The sequence below is a fragment of the Ramlibacter aquaticus genome (genome assembly GCF_015159745.1).
Taxonomy (GTDB): Bacteria; Pseudomonadota; Gammaproteobacteria; order Burkholderiales; family Burkholderiaceae_C; genus Ramlibacter; species Ramlibacter aquaticus.
In genome coordinates this window covers 1-17,130 of the sequence record NZ_JADDOJ010000087.1, presented here as the reverse complement: position 1 = coordinate 17,130, position 17,130 = coordinate 1, and the positions used below count along the sequence as shown (strand labels likewise).

The following is a 17,130-nucleotide window of genomic DNA, read 5'->3' as shown; positions in this document are numbered from 1 at the left end:
CCGCGCGCTCCGCGTCAGTGAGCTCGATGTTGCTGGTGCGGGTATATGCATTGGGCATGAGGCATCTCCGAGGATGCCTCATCCCATGCAGTTTTCGTGCCTATGAATTAGCGGGACAGGACACTAGATGGCGACCAGCTGCCGCACGCCCGCCGTCGCCATGTCCTCGCCATGGCCGCGGGCCACGAACTCGCCGCGTTCCATCACCAGGTACGCATCCGCGAGCTCCTCGGCGAAGTCGTAGTACTGCTCGACCAGCAGCACGCCGACCTTCTGCCCGCCCAGGCCCTGGTCCGCGATGCGGCGTATCACCCGGCCGATGTCCTTGATGATGGACGGCTGTATGCCCTCGGTGGGCTCGTCCAGCACCAGGAGGCGCGGGTAGGCCGCGAGCGCCCTGGCGATCGCGAGCTGCTGCTGCTGGCCCCCGGAGAGGTCGCCGCCGCGGCGGTGCAGCATCTGCTGGAGCACGGGGAAGAGCTCGAACAGTTCGGGCGGGATGGGCGTGCCCGCCGCCCTGGAGGCCAGGCCCATGCGCAGGTTCTCTTCCACCGTCAGGCGGGCGAAGATCTCCCGGCCCTGGGGCACGAAGCCGATGCCCGCCCGCGCGCGCTCGTAGGGCGGCAGGCCCTGGAGGGCGCGGCCCTCGAACTCGATGCTGCCCGAGCGAATGGGCACCAGGCCCATCAGCGACTTCAGCAGCGTGGTCTTGCCCACGCCGTTGCGCCCCAGCAGCACCGTCACCTTGCCGGCCGGCACCTCGAAGCTCAGGTCGCGCAGGATGTGGGACCCGCCGTAGTACTGCTGGATGTTCTTGACGTTGAGCATGAGTGTGCGGCCCGGTCCGTCACCGTCCGAGATAGACCTCGATCACGCGCTCGTCGGCCTGCACCTGCGCAAGGCTGCCCTGGGCCAGCACCGCGCCTTCGCATAGCACGGTGACGATGTCGGAGATCGTGCGGATGAAGCTCATGTCGTGTTCCACGACCATGAGCGAATGCCGGCCCTTGAGCGAGAGGAAGAGCTCGGCGGTGCGGGCGGTCTCCTCGTCGGTCATGCCGGCCACGGGCTCGTCCAGCAGCAGCAGCTTGGGGTCCTGCATCAGCAGCATGCCGATCTCCAGCCACTGCTTCTGGCCGTGGCTGAGCGTGCCTGCCAGGCGGTTCTCGCTGCCGGCGAGGTGGATGGTGCCCAGCACCTCGGCCAGGCGGTCGGCCTGGGCCGAGTCGAGCCGGAAGAGCACCGACGGCGTGACGCGCTTGTCGGTCTTCAAGGCCAGCTCCAGGTTCTCGAACACCGTGAGCTGCTCGAACACCGTGGGCTTCTGGAACTTGCGGCCAATGCCCATCTGCGCGATCTCGGGCTCGGTGTAGCGCAGCAGGTCGATGGTGCTGCCGAAGAACACGGTGCCTTCGTCGGGCCGGGTCTTGCCCGTGATGATGTCCATCATCGTGGTCTTGCCCGCGCCGTTGGGGCCGATGATGCAGCGCAGCTCGCCGGGCGCGATGTCCAGCGAGAGCTTGTTGATCGCGCGGAAGCCGTCGAAGCTCACGCTCACGTCCTCCAGGTAGAGGATGCGGCCGTGGGTGGTGTCCACCTCGCCCGCCGTCACCGGCCGCCCGGCCGCGGCGGCGCGCCCGCCGGACGCCGTGCGGCCCTGGACCTCGCGCTCGCGTTGCGCGCCCTGGCGGCGCGCGCCTTCGTCCATCAGGTCGGGGGTCACAGGCGGCGCCCCTTGCGCAGGCGGCGCGCCAGCCCCACCACGCCGTCCGGCAGGAACAGCGTGACCGCGATGAAGAGCGCGCCCAGGAAGTAGAGCCAGATCTCGGGCGCGGTGACGGTGAGCCAGCTCTTGGCCCCGTTGATCAGGAAGGCGCCCAGGATGGGCCCGACCAGCGTCGCCCGGCCCCCCACGGCCGCCCAGATCGCGATCTCGATCGAATTGGCCGGGCTCATCTCGCCCGGGTTGATGATGCCCACCTGCGGCACGTAGAGCGCGCCGGCCACGCCACACATCATGGCCGAGAGCGTCCAGATGGTGAGCTTGAAGCCGATGGGGTTGTAGCCGGAGAACATGACGCGTGATTCCGCGTCGCGGATCGCCTGCAGCACGCGGCCGAACTTGGAGCCCACCAGCCAGCGCCCCATGAGGAAGAAGCCCAGCAGCAGCAGGCCGGTGATGACGAACAGGCCCATGCGCATCGCCGGCGTGGCGAGGGGCAGGCCCAGGATGCGCTTGAAGTCGGTGAAGCCGTTGTTGCCGCCGAAGCCGGTCTCGTTGCGGAAGAACAGCAGCATGGCGGCGAAGGTCATGGCCTGCGTGATGATGGAGAAGTACACGCCCTTGATGCGCGAGCGGAAGGCGAAGAAGCCGAACACGAAGGCCAGCAGGCCCGGCACCGCGACGATGAACAGCAGCGTGGCCGCGAAGCTGCCGGAGAAGGTCCAGTGCCAGGGCAGCGACTTCCAGTCGAGGAAGACCATGAAGTCGGGCAGGTCGCTGTGGTAGTTGCCGTCGCGCCCGATCTGGCGCATGAGGTACATGCCCATGGCATAGCCGCCCAGCGCGAAGAAGAGGCCGTGGCCCAGCGAGAGGATGCCGGTGTAGCCCCAGATCAGGTCCATCGCCAGCGCGCAGATCGCGTAGCACATGATCTTCCCCAGCAGGCCGACCATGTAGTCGGACAGGTGCAGCGCGCTGCCGTCCGGCACGGCGAGGTTGAGCAGGGGCGCCAGCACGCACACGGCCACGAGCGCGAGCAGGAAGGCCACCCAGCCGGTGCGCGAGAGCAGCGGCTCACGGCGCGGCAGCAGCAGGGGCGGGAGCAGGACGGGCGAGTTCTGGCTCATGCTTCGGCGCTCCGGCCCTTGATCGCGAACAGCCCCTGCGGCCGCTTCTGGATGAAGACGATGATGAACACGAGCACCGCGATCTTGGCCAGCACCGCGCCGGCCCAGCCCTCGATGAACTTGTTCAGCACGCCCAGGCCCAGCGCCGCGTAGACCGTGCCGGCGAGCTGGCCAACCCCGCCCAGCACCACGACCATGAACGCGTCCACGATGTAGCTCTGGCCCAGGTCCGGCCCCACGTTGCCGACCTGGCTGAGCGCACAGCCGGCCAGGCCCGCGATGCCCGAGCCCAGCGCGAAGGCATAGGTGTCGATGCGCGCAGTGTTCACGCCCATGCAGGAGGCGATGGGCCGGTTCTGGGTGACGCCGCGCACGAACAGGCCGAGCCGCGTGCGGCCGACCAGGAAGGCCATGCCCGCCAGCACCGCGAAGGCGAAGGCGATGATGACGATGCGGTTCCAGGGCAGCTGCAGGTTGCCCATGACGGCGATGCCGCCGCTCATCCAGCGCGGGTTCTCCACGCCCACGTTCTGCGCGCCGAAAAGGCTGCGCACCCCCTGCATCAGCATCAGGCTGATACCCCAGGTGGCCAGCAGCGTCTCCAGCGGCCGGCCGTAGAGGAAGCGGATCACGCTGCGCTCCAGCACGGCGCCCATCAGGGCCGACGCGCCGAAGGCGGCGGGCAGCGCCGCCACCAGGTACCAGTCGAAGGCGCCGGGCAGGTACTTCTGGAACAGGCCTTGCACCACGTAGGTGGCGTAGGCGCCGATCATCATCAGCTCGCCGTGCGCCATGTTGATCACGCCCATCAGGCCGTAGGTGATCGCCAGGCCCAGCGCCACCAGCAGCAGGATGGAGCCCAGGCTGATGCCGGAGAAGATGGCACCCAGCCGGTCGCCCCAGACCAGCGAGGCATCGACCTTGCGCAGGCTGGCCTGCAGGGCGGCCTTCACGTCGGGATCGGTCTCGGCGGCGAGCCGTTCGAGCAGCACACTCTTGGTGTTGGTGCTGCGCCCCTGGGCCAGCAGCTCGGCCGCGGCCATGCGCCGGGATGTGTCGGCGCTGCCCAGCAGCACCGCCGCGCGCACCAGCCCGAGCTGCTCCTTCAGGCCGGCATCGGTCTCGGCCTGGAAAGCCTTCTCGATCAGCGGCAGGCGGGCCTCGTCGGTCTCGTTCTGCAGCACCTTGATCGCCTCGCCGCGCTGCTTCGCATCCTTGGAGAAGAGCTTGAGCGCGGCGCTCGCGGTGTCCAGCTCGCCGCGCATGCGGTTGTTGTTGACCACGTCCTCGGCGTCGGCGGGCACGGCGACATCCACGCCGGTGACCGGGTCGCTGCCCTTGCCGTCCCGCACCACGAGCACGCGGGGGCCCGCCAGCTTGACAGCGTCGTCGGACAGGGCCTGGATGAAGGCGGCCGTGCGCGCGTCGGCGTTGGCGATGGCCTTGTTGAGGGCTTCGAGGCGCGCGTCGGTCTCGCCGGAGGCCATGGCGCGGGCCTCCTCGGCGGTCAGCGCATGGACCGGGAGGGCGGCGGCCAGCACGAGGCCGGTCAGGAGGATTCGGAGTGGCATGAGAGAGGAAGGACCTGGCGCATGGGCTGCGGGTGGCAGGCCATGCGCGAGGGCCCTCCCGGGCCCGCGCCCCCGGGCGGCAAGCCCGGGGCGTGCGACAGCAAACTACTTGGACGCGACCTTGGCCGGCTCGTCGGGCTTCTTGTCGTTGCCTTCGATGTAGGGCGACCAGGGCTTGGCCTTGATCGGGCCGGGCGTCTTCCACACCACGTTGAACTGGCCGTCGGCCTTCACCTCGCCGATGAACACCGGCTTGTGCAGGTGGTGGTTCTTCTCGTCCATCATGGCCGTGAAGCCCGACGGCGCCTTGAAGGTCTGGCCCGCCATCGCGGCGATCACCTTGTCCACGTCGGTGGACTTGGCCTTCTCGACGGCCTGCTTCCACATGTGGATGCCGATCCAGGTCGCTTCCATGGGGTCGTTGGTGAGCGGCTTGTCCTTGTGGCCGGCGATGCCCTTGGCCTTGGCGTAGGCGCTCCACTGCTTGATGAAGGCGTCGTTGGTCGGGTTCTTGATGGACATGAAGTAGTTCCAGGCGGCCAGGTGGCCGACCAGGGGCTTGGTGTCCACGCCGCGCAGTTCCTCCTCGCCCACGGAGAAGGCGACCACCGGCACGTCCTTGGCCTTCAGGCCCTGGTTGCCCAGTTCCTTGTAGAAGGGCACGTTGGAGTCGCCGTTGATGGTGGACACCACGGCCGTCTTCTTGCCCTCGCCGGCGAACTTCTTGATCTTGGCGATGATGGTCTGGTAGTCGGAGTGGCCGAAGGGCGTGTACTCCTCCATGATGTCCTCGTCCTTCACGCCCTTGGTGTGCAGGAAGGCGCGCAGGATCTTGTTGGTGGTGCGCGGGTAGACGTAGTCGGTGCCCAGCAGCACGAAGCGCTTGGCCCCGCCGCCGTCCTTGCTCATCAGGTACTCCACGGCCGGGATCGCCTGCTGGTTGGGCGCGGCGCCGGTGTAGAACACGTTCTTGGACAGTTCCTCGCCCTCGTACTGCACCGGGTAGAACAGCAGGCCATTGTTCTCCTCGAACACCGGCAGCACCGACTTGCGGCTGACCGAGGTCCAGCAGCCGAACACCACGGCGACCTTGTCCTGGGTCAGCAGCTGCTTGGCCTTCTCGGCGAACAGCGGCCAGTTGGAGGCCGGGTCCACCACCACGGGCTCGAGCTTCTTGCCGAGCACGCCGCCGTGGGCGTTGATGTCGTCGATGGCCATGAGCACCGTGTCCTTGAGGACGGTCTCGGAGATGGCCATGGTGCCGGACAGGCTGTGCAGCACGCCGACCTTGATGGTGTCGGCGGCCTGGGCGGGCAGCGCGGAAAGGCCGGCCGCGGCCGCGAGGGTGGCGGCGGCGATGGCCTGCAGGGTGAAGCGACGTTGCATGGTGGAAGGCTCCTGGCGATGGAAGGGTGTCGCCCCGCTGCACCGCAGGACAGCCGGCGCGCAGGGACAGCACCCATGCTAGGGATGAGGTCTGGCGGCTGAAATACGGCACATGGCGTACACATCGCCTGTGAAGGCCGCCCGCAGGGGCGCGCGGGCCTGGCCCGGCAGGGGACGAACGGACGCGCCCGCGTCCGACACAGCACACAGCGGGATGGCTGTCCAATGGCGCCAGCCCACAGGACACCCCACCCCATGAACACCTTCCTCAGCAAGCTCAGCCCGAGCATCACCGACATGATCCGCATGGACCATGCGCATGTGATGACCGCCTTCCACCAGTACGAGGCGGGCTCCTCGCCGCGGGTCAAGAAGGGCCTGGTGGACAGCGTGTCCGTGGCGCTGGAGATCCACGCCCAGCTCGAGGAGGAGATCTTCTACCCCGCGCTGCGCGCCGTGGAGGACACCGACTTCATGAAGAAGAGCGTGCCCGAGCACGACGAGATGCGCCGGCTCATCGGCCAGCTGCGCAAGCTCGAGCCGGGCGACGCCAAGTACGACGAGACCTTCTACGAACTCATGAACCACGTGATCCATCACGTGGCCGACGAGGAAACCCTGCTGCTGCCGGCCGCCGAACGCGTGCTGGCGGACCAGCTGGGTGAACTGGGCGCGCGCATGACGAAGCGCCGCCTGCAACTGGCCGCCCCACGCACGGGCGAGATCGCGGGGGGCATGGCGCGTGCCATGGGTCCCGGCGCGCTCGTCGCGGGCGCCGGTGCGCTGCTGGCCTGCGGCTACCTGCTGGCACGCCCCCGGGGTGACCGGGCGGCCTGGGTCCGCCGCGGCCAGAAGACCGCACAGCGCTGAGACGCCCACCACCATTGAAGACACGAAGGACCCCGATGAATACGCTGATCGTCTTTTCCCACCTGCGCTGGAATTTCGTCTACCAGCGACCGCAGCACCTGCTCTCCAGGCTGGCGAAGCGATGGCGCATCGTCTTCATCGAGGAGCCCGTGCCTGCATCGCCCGCCAACACGCTGGAACGCATCGAGGCTTCGCCCGGCGTGCAGGTCTGGCGTCCGCACGTGACCGGCGAGGCGCCGGGCTTCCATGACGACCACCTCGCGGTGCTGCAACGCATGGTGAACGCCGAGATGCGCGCCCAGGACATCACCGACTACTGGACCTGGTTCTACACGCCCATGGCGCTGCCGCTGGCCAACGGGCTGGCCCCGCGTGGCGTGGTGTACGACTGCATGGACGAGCTGTCGGCCTTCAAGAACGCGCCGCGCCAGCTGCTGCAGCGCGAGAACGCGCTGTTCAAGCTTGCCGACCTGGTGTTCACCGGCGGGCGCAGCATCTTCAACGCCAAGCGCGGCCGGCACCCCGACGTGCACTGCTTTCCCAGCAGCGTGGACGCCGAGCACTTCCGCCGCGTGCGCGGCGAGCACCCGCTGCACATGGACATCCCGCGGCCGCGCCTGGGCTACTGTGGCGTGATCGACGAGCGCATCAACCTGGACCTGGTGGACGCGATCGCCGCCGCCCGGCCGGAGTGGGAGGTGGTGATGGTGGGCCCGACCGCGAAGATCGACCCCGCCGCCCTGCCCCGGCGCGACAACATCCACTGGCTGGGCCAGCAGAGCTACGACGACCTGCCCTCCTTCATCTCGGGCTGGGACGTGTGCCTGATGCCCTTCGCGCTGAACGACGCGACACGCTACATCAGCCCGACCAAGACCCTGGAGTACATGGCTTGCGGCAAGCCCTCGGTCAGCACCTCCATCCGCGACGTGGTCGAGCCCTATGGCGAACTGGTGCGCATCGCCGACACGCCCGAGGGCTTCATCGCCGACATCGAGATGATCATGGCCCGCACGCCCGCGGAGCAGCTGGAACACGCCAAGGCCCTGGCCGAGGTGGTGGCGCGCACCTCCTGGGACGCGACCGCCGACGCGATGGCGGCGCTGATCGCGCAGGCGGACGAGCGCCTGCAGGACAGCAGCGATTTCGTGGACTCGCAGCCGGCGGCCGACGAGGCGCCGCTGCAGGTCTCCAGCGTGGCGCAGGCGGTGTCCCAGGTGGCGCAGCCGGAGAAGTCCAAGGCGCGCGTGACGGCGGCCTGAGCTTGCGGCCCGGCGCGCCCGCCCGGGCGCCGCCAGGCCGAAGCGCGGCCTCAGAGTTCGAACTGCGGGTTCAGCAGCCGGATGCGCGAGAGCGCCATCCCGGCTGCCGCGGTGCGCGTCTCCACGCCCAGCTTGGCGAAGATGCGCTCCATGTGCTTCTTCACCGTGGCGGGGCTGGCCCCCACGATGTCGGCGATGTCGCGGTTGATCTTGCCCTTCACCACCCAGTAGAGCACCTCGGCCTCGCGCGCCGTGAGCTTGAACGACAGGCTCATGGCCTCGATCACCGCGCCGTCGGAGGCCTCGCGCATCACGATCAGCCAATCGTCGTCGTCCCCCGTCTGCTGGTGCAGGCGGAAGGTGAGGCGCCGGGCGCCGCGCTCGATGGCCAGGCGCGGCGGCTCGACCTGGCGCTGCGCCAGGGGCAGGTGGCGCAGCAGCCAGTCCGCCACCTCGGGCGGTGTGTGCGAGGCGCTGCCGAAGTACTGCGTGAGCAGCTCGCGCGCCAGCGGCGTCTGCCACATGAGCTTGCCGTCCTGCGCCCGCACCGTGATGCTGGCGTAGCCGAAGGCATCCAGCGCGTTGCGCGTCTGGCGGGCCATGCGCGCGCCCTGCATGTGCACCCCCATGCGCGCCAGCACCTCCTTGGGCTTGATCGGCTTGGTCACGTAGTCGACGCCCCCCGCCTCCAGCGCGGCCACCAGGTGCTCGGTCTCGGTCAGGCCGGTCATGAAGATGATGGGGATGTGCGCCGTCTGCGGCTGCGCCTTCAGGCGCTTGGCGACCTCGAAGCCGTCCATGCCCGGCATCATCGCGTCCAGCAGCACGATGTCCGGCAGGGCCTGCGTGGCCCGCTGCAGCGCCGCTTCGCCGCCGGTCGCCACCAGCACCGTGTAGCCCGATTCGTCCAGTGCGTCGTGCAGCACCGAGAGGTTGTCCGGCACGTCGTCCACGATCAGCACCAGCTCGCTGGTGCTGCGGTCCAGGCCCTGCAGCGCACTCATGCGCGGTCCTCCTGCGCAGCCCCGGGGGCCTCGGCCAGCTTGCGCGCCATGGCTTCGAACTGGAACTGCCGCGCCCAGTCGCGCATGGTGGCGACGAAGGCCTCGCAGCGGGGATCGCCCTCGGCGATCGCGTCCAGCCGGCTCATGATGCCGCGCAGGTAGCCCAGCTCCACCACCTCGCGCAGCGCGCCCAGGGCCTGCGGCGCGGGCCAGGCCCACGGCGCGGGCGCGGCAGGCGCGGGCAGGGGCACCGCGGCGGGCGCCGGCACCCAGGCCAGGTCCAGGCGGCGTTCCAGCCAGTCCAGCAGCTCGCTGTGCCGCAGGGGCTTGACCAGGAAGTCCTGCGCGGTGATGCCGACGTCGTTGTCCAGGGACTTGTCGAAGGCGTTGGCCGAGACAATGGCCAGGGCCGCGCGGTCCAGCCCGAGCTTCTTCAGGCGGCGCAGGGTCTCCCAGCCGTCGATGCCGGGCATGGCCAGGTCCATCAGCACCGCGTCCGGGGCCAGCCCGGCCGCGACCAGGTCCAGGGCGTCGTGGCCGCTCGCGGCCGTGCGCACCTCGAAGCCCAGCGGGCGCAGGATCTGCACCAGCAGCTCGCGGTCGGCGTCCTCGTTGTCGACCACCAGGATGCGGCGGCGCGCGCCGGCATAGGCCGTGCGCGGGCCGCGCAGCGGCTGCGGCGGCGCCTCGCGCACCTCGGGCAGGAACAGCTGCACGTGGAAGCGGGCCCCCTGCCCGGGCACGGAGTCGGCCGAGAGCCGTCCGCCCATGAGGTCCGTGAGCATCTTGGCGATGGTCAGCCCCAGCCCGGCGCCGGGCGCGGCGTTCTGCGCGCTGCTGCCGCGCGCGAACGGCTCGAAGATGCGCTCCAGCTCGGCGGCGCCCAGGCCGGGGCCGGTGTCCTCGATGTCGACCCAGGCCATTTCGCGCGCGTAGCGCACGCGCAGCGTCACCTGCCCCAGGCTGGTGAACTTCACTGCGTTGCCCAGCAGGTTGATGAGGATCTGCCGCACCCGCTTCTCGTCGGCGCGCACCCAGGCCGGCAGCGGCCCCACCGGCTCGAAGCGGAAGGCCAGGCCCTTGGCCGCCGCCTGGGGCTCGAACATGCCGGCCATCTCGTGGATGCAATCCGAGAAGCGCATGGGCTTCTGGTCCAGGGTGAGCTTGCCGCTCTCGATGCGCGCGATGTCCAGGGTGCCCTCGATCAGCTGCAGCAGGTGCTCGCCGCCGCGCCGTATCACCTGCACCGCCTGCTTGCGGTGTCCGGGAATGGCGGCGTCCTCGGCCATCAGCTGGGCGTAGCCCAGGATGGAATTGAGCGGGGTGCGCAGTTCGTGGCTGATGGCGCTGATGTAGCGGCTCTTGGCCTGGTTGGCCTGCTCGGCCGCCTGGCGGGCCTTCTGCAGCGCCTCGTCGGTGCGGGCGTGGGACTCGATCTCGCGCATCAGCGCGTGCGTCTGGCGGTTGGATTCCTCCTGCGCCACCTGCCGGCTCTTGTGCGCCAGCACCAGCCACCAGGCCACGATGCCGGCGATCACCACCAGCGCCACCCAGGCCTTGAAGAAGCCGGAACGCAGCATCTCGACCGGCGGCGCGGTGTCTCCCGCCAGTGCCGAGAGCGCGCCCACCTCCTGGTGGTAGAGCAGCCCGAACACCGTGGCCAGCAGCGGCACCACGATCAGCATCAGCAGCAGGAAATGCGAGAGGCCGGTGTCCAGGTAGGGCCACGCAAAGCGCGGCGTGAGCCGGCGCAGGGCGCCCGACCACTGCGCCGACAGGCTCGCCTGCGGCTTGCACAGGTCGCCGCAGCGCGCGTCCAGCGTGCAGCACAGCGAGCAGATCGGGCCCTGGTAGGCCGGGCAGTGGGCCATGTCCGGGGTCTCGTAGTCGCGCTCGCAGATCACGCAGCGCGCGGTGGCCCCGGCCGCCTGCAGCGGCGCACTGCGCGCGATGTAGTAGCGCCCGCCGGTGGCCCAGGCGATCAGGGGCGAGGCGACGAAGGCCGTGCCCAGGGCGATCAGCGCCGAGAAGGCCTGCGGGCCGGGCCCGAACACGCCCAGGTGCGCCGGGATCGCCAGCGCCGAGGCCAGCGCCATCGCGCCCACGCCCACCGGGTTCACGTCGTACAGGTGGGCGCGCTTGAACTCGATGCCGGGCGGCGAGAGGCCCAGCGGCTTGTTCACCACCAGGTCGGCCACCACCGCCATCATCCACGCGATGGCGATGTTGGAGTACAGCCCCAGCACCTCGCCCAGCGCCTGGAACACGTTCATCTCCATCAGCAGGAAGGCGATCAGCGTGTTGAACAGCACCCACACCACGCGCCCGGGGTGGCTGTGGGTCACGCGCGAGAAGAAGTTGGACCAGGCCAGCGAGCCGGCGTAGGCATTGGTCACGTTGATCTTCAGCTGCGACACCACCACGAAGAGCGCGGTGGCCGCCACCGCCCAGCCGTAGCGCGGGAACACGGACTCGTAGGCGGCCAGGTACATCTGGTTCGGGTCCACCGCGCGCTCGGGCGGCACGCTGTGCCCCAGCGCCAGCCAGGCCAGCAGGGCACCGCCCAGCATCTTGGCCACGCCCAGCAGCACCCAGCCCGGGCCGCCCGCCAGCACGCCCGCCCACCAGGCCGTGCGGTTGGCCCGCGTGCGCGCGGGCATGAAGCGCAGGTAGTCGGCCTGCTCGCCCATCTGCGTGATCAGCGCGATGCCCACGGTGAGCGCGGCACCGAAGAGGTGCAGGTCGAAGCCGGCACCGGCGGCTTTTTCACCGGCGTAGTGCGTGATCCCGGCGAACGCACCAGGATCGCGCACCAGCACGAAGGCGAAGGGCACCACCAGCAGCACCAGCCAGAGCGGTTGCGTCCACACCTGCAGCCGGCTGATGGTGGAGACCCCGTGCGTCACCAGGGGCACCACGACCAGCGCGCACACCAGGTAGCCCCAGGCCGGCGGAATGCCCCAGGCCAGCTCCAGCGCGTAGGCCATGACGGCCGCCTCCAGCGCGAAGAAGATGAAGGTGAAGGAGGCGTAGATCAGCGAGGTGAGCGTGGAGCCGATGTAGCCGAAGCCCGCGCCGCGGGTGAGCAGGTCCATGTCCACGCCATGCCGGGCCGCGTAGGTGCTGATCGGCACGCCGGCGAGGAAGATGATGAGCCCGGTCGCGAGGATGGCCCAGAAGGCGTTCGCCCAGCCGTACTGCACGAACAGCGTGGCGCCCACCGCCTCCAGGATGAGGAAGGACGCGGCGCCGAAGGCGGTGTTGGCGACGCGGCCTATGGACCATTTGCGGAAGCGTTGCGGCGTGAAGCGCAGCGCCCAGTCCTCCATGGTCTCGCTGGCGACCCAGCTGTTGTAGTCGCGGCGCACCTTGACCACCCGCTGCAGGGGCGTGCCGGCGCCAGGGGACGGGGTTTCGCTCACGGGCTGCGGGGTGCAGGTTCCATGCCACGGATGGGCCGATGGGCGTATGGCCCCGGCACGGGCCTTGCACTACGATGGGGCGACCCTGCGAGCCGGCGGCGCGACCGCCCAGGAAACAGCCCCATGGAACTCACGCCCCGCGAAAAAGACAAGCTCCTCCTCTTCACCGCCGCCCTGCTGGCGGAACGGCGCAAGGCGCGCGGCCTGAAGCTGAACTACCCCGAGGCCGTGGCCTTGATCTCCGCCGCCGTGATGGAGGGCGCGCGGGACGGCAAGACCGTGGCCCAGCTCATGAGCGAGGGCCGCGAGGTGCTGACCCGCCAGGACGTGATGGAGGGCATCGCGGAGATGATCCCGGACATCCAGGTCGAGGCGACCTTTCCGGACGGAACCAAGCTGGTGACCGTGCACCAGCCGATCAATTGACCCCCCCGATGCGCCTGCGGCGCCTCCCCCCAGGGGGCGCCACCGGCGGCCCGGCAAAGCCGGTTCCGCGGTGGCCCTGAACCAGAAAAGGAGTTCTCTGTGCACAAGCTGATCACGCGCTCCCTCCCGATGGCCGCGCCCGCCCTCGCCTTCGCCCACGAGGGCCACGGCGTGGAGGGCCTGCACTGGCACGCCACCGACGTCCTGGGCATGCTGGTGCTGGGCGCCCTGGCGGCCGCGGCCCTGTGGGTGGCGCGCCGATGATCCCGGGCGAGCTCATCACCGAGCCGGGCGAATTGCTGCTCAACCCCGGCCGCCGCACGCTCACCGTGGTGGTGAAGAACACCGCCGACCGGCCGATCCAGGTCGGTTCGCACTACCACTTCGCCGAGACCAACGGCGCGCTCGATTTCGACCGGGCCGCGGCACGCGGCATGCGGCTGAACATCGCTTCGGGCACCGCAGTGCGCTTCGAGCCCGGCCAGCAGCGCACGGTGGAACTGGTCGATTTCGCCGGCGACCGCGTGGTGGTCGGCTTCCGCGGCCTGGTGCAGGGAGCGCTCTGAGATGGCGACGAAACCAGCTTCCATGGGCCGGCGGGCGTACGCCGAGATCTTCGGCCCCACCACCGGCGATCGGGTCCGCCTGGCCGACACGGGCCTGGTGATCGAGGTGGAGGACGACTACACCCTGCGCGCCGGCGGCTACGGCGAGGAGGTGAAGTTCGGCGGCGGCAAGACCATCCGCGACGGCATGGCGCAGAGCCAGCGCACGCGCGCCCAGGGGGCGATGGACTGCGTGCTGACCAACGCGCTCATCCTGGACCACTGGGGCATCGTCAAGGCCGACATCGGCCTGAAGGACGGCCGCATCGCCGCCATCGGCAAGGCCGGCAACCCGGACACGCAGCCGGGCGTGGACATCGTCATCGGCCCCGGCACCGAGATCATCGCCTGCGAGGGCACCATCGTCACCGCCGGCGGCATCGACAGCCACATCCACTTCATCTGCCCGCAGCAGATCGAGGAGGCGCTGGCCTCGGGCATCACCACCATGATGGGCGGCGGCACCGGCCCGGCCACCGGCACCTTCGCCACCACCTGCACGCCCGGCCCCTGGAACATGGCGCGCATGCTGCAGGCGGCCGAGGCCTTCCCCATGAACCTGGGCTTCCTCGGCAAGGGCAACGCCAGCCGGCCCGAGCCGCTGCGCGAGCAGATCGAGGCCGGCGCCATCGGCCTCAAGCTGCACGAGGACTGGGGCACCACGCCCGCGGCGATCAGCAACTGCCTGGACGTGGCCGACGAGACCGACACGCAGGTCGCGATCCACTCGGACACGCTGAACGAATCCGGCTTCGTCGAGAACACCATCGCGGCGACCCAGGGGCGAGGCCTGTGCGCCTTCCACACCGAGGGCGCGGGCGGCGGCCACGCGCCGGACATCCTGCGCGTGGTGGGCGAGGCCAACTTCCTGCCCTCCTCCACCAACCCCACCATGCCGTACACCGTGAACACGCTGGACGAGCACGTGGACATGCTGATGGTGTGCCACCACCTGGACCCGGCGATCCCGGAGGACCTGGCCTTCGCGGAGAGCCGCATCCGCAAGGAGACCATCGCCGCCGAGGACATCCTGCACGACATGGGCGCGATCAGCATGTTCAGCTCCGACTCGCAGGCCATGGGCCGCGTGGGCGAGGTGATCCTGCGCTGCTGGCAGACCGCGCACAAGATGAAGCTGCAGCGCGGCGCGCTGCCGGGCGAGAGCGATCGCAATGACAACCTGCGCGCCAGGCGCTACGTCGCCAAGCTGACCATCAACCCGGCGATCGCGCACGGCATCAGCCACGAGGTGGGCAGCATCGAGGTGGGCAAGTGGGCCGACCTGGTGGTCTGGAAGCCGGCCTTCTTCGGCGTCAAGCCGGCCCTCATCCTCAAGGGCGGCTTCATCGCGATGGCGGCCATGGGCGACCCCAATGCCTCCATCCCGACACCGCAGCCGGTGCACTACCGGCCCATGTTCGGCGCCCACGGCCGCGCGGTGCAGCAGGGCTCGCTGACCTTCGTGTCGCAGGCCGGGCTGGCCGCGGGCATCGGCGAGCGCTTCGGCCTCGCCAAGCCGCTGGTGGCGGTGAAGAACATCCGTGGCGTGCGCAAGCAGCACATGGTGCACAACGACGCGCTGCCGACGATGGAGATCGACCCCCAGACCTACGCCGTGCGCGCCGACGGCCAGCTGCTGACCTGCGAGCCGGCCTCCCTGCTGCCCATGGCGCAGCGATACTTCCTCTTCTGATGCTGCAAGTCTCCAAGATCATCCCGGGTGGGCAGGGGCTGGCCCCCGTGCTCGCGAAACGCGCGGCCACGGTCGAACTCGACTGGGACGTGCGCCAGAAAAGCCGCTTCGACTGCACCGACTCGCAGGGCCGCACCCTCGGCGTCTTCCTGCCCCGCGGCACCGCGGTGCGCGGCGGCGACGTGCTGGTGGCGGCCGACGGCTCGCTGGTGCGCGTCATCGCCGCGCCGCAGCCGGTGCTGCAGGTCACGGCCTGCACGCAGCACGGCTCGCCCTTCGACCTCACGCGCGCCGCCTACCACCTGGGCAACCGCCACGTGCCCATCGAGCTGCGGCCCGACCGGCTGCAGATCGAGCCCGACCATGTGCTCGCGGACATGCTGCGCAGCATGCACCTGATCGTGCAGGAGGCGCTGGCGCCCTTCGAGCCGGAGGGCGGGGCCTACGGGGCAGGCGGGCACGGGCATGGGCATGCCGCGCACGATCACGATCACGATCACGATCACGATCACGGCCATGGCCGCGGCCTGGGCCCGGTGCTGGGCCATGCCCACCACCACGACGACGCGTGCAACCATGAGCACGGCCCCGACACCGGCCGCTGACGCGGCGCTGCTCCAGCTGATCTGGCTCGCCTCGCCGGCGCTGCCGGTGGGCGGCTTCTCCTATTCCGAAGGGCTGGAAGCGGCGGTGGACCATGGGCGGGTGCACGACGAGGCCAGTGCCGCGGAGTGGCTCTCGCACCAGCTGCGCATCACGCTGGCGCGGGCCGATCTCGCGGTGGTCGGCGAGGCCGTGCAGGCCTGGCGCAACCAGGACCTGGACCGCATCGCCGCGCTGAACGACTGGGTTCTGCACACGCGAGAAACCGCCGAGCTGCGCCTGCAGGCCGAGCAGATGGGCCGCTCCATGCTCGAGTGGCTGAAGTCGCTGGGCCGGGCCGTCCCGGGGGCGCGCGAGGGCGGCAGCACGATGCCGCTCACCTACCCGCTCGCCTTCGCCTTCGCCGCCTCGGGCACCCTGGCCGCGCCGCGCCAGGCCATGCTGGCCTTCGCCTTCGGCTGGGCCGAGAACATGGGCCAGGCCGCGATCAAGGCCGTGCCGCTGGGCCAGGGCTCGGGCCAGCGCATCCTCATGCGGCTGGCGGCGGAGATTCCGCCTGCGGTGGACGCGGCCCTGGCCCTCGCCCCCGGCGAGCGCCAATCCTTCGCCCCCATGCTGGCCATCCTGTCCGCGCGTCACGAGACGCAGTACTCACGCCTGTTCCGATCATGAGCACCCTGCACCACATCCCCGGCCGCACCAAGACGCTCCCGCCCCTGCGCGTGGGCATCGGCGGCCCCGTCGGCTCCGGCAAGACCACGCTGCTGGAGATGCTCTGCAAGGCCATGCGCGAGCGCTGGGACCTGGTCGCCATCACCAACGACATCTACACCAAGGAAGACCAGCGCCTGCTCACCGTCAGCGGCGCGCTGCCGGCCGAGCGCATCATGGGCGTGGAGACGGGCGGCTGCCCGCACACCGCCATCCGCGAGGACGCCTCCATCAACCTGGAGGCGATCGACCGCATGCTGGGCGATTTCCCGCAGGCGGACGTGGTGTTCGTGGAATCGGGCGGCGACAACCTGGCCGCCACCTTCAGCCCCGAGCTGTCGGACCTGACGATCTACGTGATCGACGTGGCCGCGGGCGAGAAGATCCCGCGCAAGGGCGGCCCCGGCATCACCAAGAGCGACCTCTTCGTCATCAACAAGACCGACCTCGCGCCGCACGTGGGCGCCGACCTGTCGGTGATGGAAGCCGACACCCAGCGCATGCGCCGCGGCAAGCCCTATGTCATGACCAACCTGAAGACCCGCGAGGGCCTGGCGCAGGTGGTGGAATTCATAGAACGCAAGGGAATGCTGGGCGCCTGACGGCCCGGCCCTTCCGGTCGGGCATGGGGGGCGGCACCGCGCCAGGGCGGCGGGCACGCGGGTCCCGGCGATGCCCAGGCGCGCCGGCCCGTACTACAGTGGGGGCAGCACACGCCGCCCGCCCA

16 protein-coding genes are annotated in these 17,130 nt (G+C 70.0%); 9 read left to right on the top strand and 7 right to left on the bottom strand.

What is annotated here, in order from left to right:
- Positions 1 to 123: 123 nt before the first annotated feature.
- From urtE to urtA, 5 genes are all read right to left on the bottom strand, one after another.
- Positions 124 to 828 (bottom strand): urea ABC transporter ATP-binding subunit UrtE, encoded by a 705-nt coding sequence (gene urtE / locus IM725_RS16925; RefSeq protein WP_193781812.1) that lies wholly within the window; start codon positions 826 to 828, stop codon positions 124 to 126.
- Between the two features lie 19 nt (positions 829 to 847).
- On the bottom strand, positions 848 to 1,723 hold the full coding sequence (gene urtD, locus IM725_RS16920; RefSeq protein WP_193781811.1) for an urea ABC transporter ATP-binding protein UrtD: 876 nt from the start codon (positions 1,721 to 1,723) through the stop codon (positions 848 to 850).
- Complete coding sequence (gene urtC / locus IM725_RS16915; RefSeq protein WP_193781810.1) at positions 1,720 to 2,850, bottom strand: urea ABC transporter permease subunit UrtC; 1,131 nt, start codon at positions 2,848 to 2,850, stop codon at positions 1,720 to 1,722. The genes urtD and urtC overlap by 4 nt, the downstream gene beginning before the upstream one ends.
- Entirely contained in the window at positions 2,847 to 4,421 is a 1,575-nt protein-coding gene (urtB, locus tag IM725_RS16910; RefSeq protein WP_193781809.1) for an urea ABC transporter permease subunit UrtB, read from the bottom strand. Before urtB ends, urtC begins: the two co-directional genes overlap by 4 nt.
- 105 nt (positions 4,422 to 4,526) lie before the next feature.
- Positions 4,527 to 5,807, bottom strand: coding sequence for an urea ABC transporter substrate-binding protein (gene urtA / locus IM725_RS16905; protein ID WP_193781808.1), 1,281 nt, complete (start codon positions 5,805 to 5,807; stop codon positions 4,527 to 4,529).
- A 255-nt stretch (positions 5,808 to 6,062) separates the two neighbouring features.
- On the opposite strand from urtA, the gene IM725_RS16900 reads away from it, so the two are divergent.
- Both IM725_RS16900 and IM725_RS16895 read left to right on the top strand, forming a co-directional pair.
- Entirely contained in the window at positions 6,063 to 6,677 is a 615-nt protein-coding gene (locus tag IM725_RS16900) for a hemerythrin domain-containing protein (protein ID WP_193781807.1), read from the top strand.
- Positions 6,678 to 6,712: 35 nt separating this feature from the next.
- Complete coding sequence (locus tag IM725_RS16895) at positions 6,713 to 7,939, top strand: glycosyltransferase (RefSeq protein WP_193781806.1); 1,227 nt, start codon at positions 6,713 to 6,715, stop codon at positions 7,937 to 7,939.
- A 50-nt stretch (positions 7,940 to 7,989) separates the two neighbouring features.
- On the opposite strand, the gene IM725_RS16890 is transcribed toward IM725_RS16895, so the two are convergent.
- Together IM725_RS16890 and IM725_RS16885 are read right to left on the bottom strand one after the other, a co-directional pair.
- On the bottom strand, positions 7,990 to 8,943 hold the full coding sequence (locus tag IM725_RS16890; protein ID WP_193781805.1) for a response regulator transcription factor: 954 nt from the start codon (positions 8,941 to 8,943) through the stop codon (positions 7,990 to 7,992).
- Positions 8,940 to 12,272, bottom strand: coding sequence for a hybrid sensor histidine kinase/response regulator (locus tag IM725_RS16885; RefSeq protein ID WP_193781814.1), 3,333 nt, complete (start codon positions 12,270 to 12,272; stop codon positions 8,940 to 8,942). The genes IM725_RS16890 and IM725_RS16885 overlap by 4 nt, the downstream gene beginning before the upstream one ends.
- A gap of 216 nt (positions 12,273 to 12,488) precedes the next feature.
- Here IM725_RS16885 and IM725_RS16880 point away from each other — a divergent pair, with 216 nt between their 5' ends.
- The 7 genes from IM725_RS16880 (at position 12,489) to ureG (ending at position 17,005) form a co-directional block, all read left to right on the top strand.
- Complete coding sequence (locus IM725_RS16880) at positions 12,489 to 12,791, top strand: urease subunit gamma (RefSeq protein WP_193781804.1); 303 nt, start codon at positions 12,489 to 12,491, stop codon at positions 12,789 to 12,791.
- A 99-nt stretch (positions 12,792 to 12,890) separates the two neighbouring features.
- Positions 12,891 to 13,055 carry a hypothetical protein gene (locus tag IM725_RS16875; protein ID WP_193781815.1) on the top strand — a complete coding sequence of 55 codons (165 nt, stop codon included), beginning with the start codon at positions 12,891 to 12,893 and terminating at the stop codon, positions 13,053 to 13,055.
- Positions 13,052 to 13,357 carry an urease subunit beta gene (locus IM725_RS16870; protein WP_193781803.1) on the top strand — a complete coding sequence of 102 codons (306 nt, stop codon included), beginning with the start codon at positions 13,052 to 13,054 and terminating at the stop codon, positions 13,355 to 13,357. The genes IM725_RS16875 and IM725_RS16870 overlap by 4 nt, the downstream gene beginning before the upstream one ends.
- A gap of 1 nt (position 13,358) precedes the next feature.
- Positions 13,359 to 15,089, top strand: a complete 1,731-nt coding sequence (gene ureC / locus IM725_RS16865) for an urease subunit alpha (protein WP_193781802.1) — start codon at positions 13,359 to 13,361, stop codon at positions 15,087 to 15,089.
- Positions 15,089 to 15,694: an urease accessory protein UreE gene (ureE, locus tag IM725_RS16860; protein ID WP_193781801.1), complete on the top strand. Its 606-nt coding sequence runs from the start codon at positions 15,089 to 15,091 to the stop codon at positions 15,692 to 15,694. Before ureC ends, ureE begins: the two co-directional genes overlap by 1 nt.
- Entirely contained in the window at positions 15,666 to 16,364 is a 699-nt protein-coding gene (locus tag IM725_RS16855; protein ID WP_227753887.1) for an urease accessory protein UreF, read from the top strand. Before ureE ends, IM725_RS16855 begins: the two co-directional genes overlap by 29 nt.
- Positions 16,358 to 17,005 carry an urease accessory protein UreG gene (gene ureG, locus IM725_RS16850; RefSeq protein WP_193781813.1) on the top strand — a complete coding sequence of 216 codons (648 nt, stop codon included), beginning with the start codon at positions 16,358 to 16,360 and terminating at the stop codon, positions 17,003 to 17,005. Before IM725_RS16855 ends, ureG begins: the two co-directional genes overlap by 7 nt.
- The last annotated feature ends 125 nt before the right edge of the window (positions 17,006 to 17,130 follow it).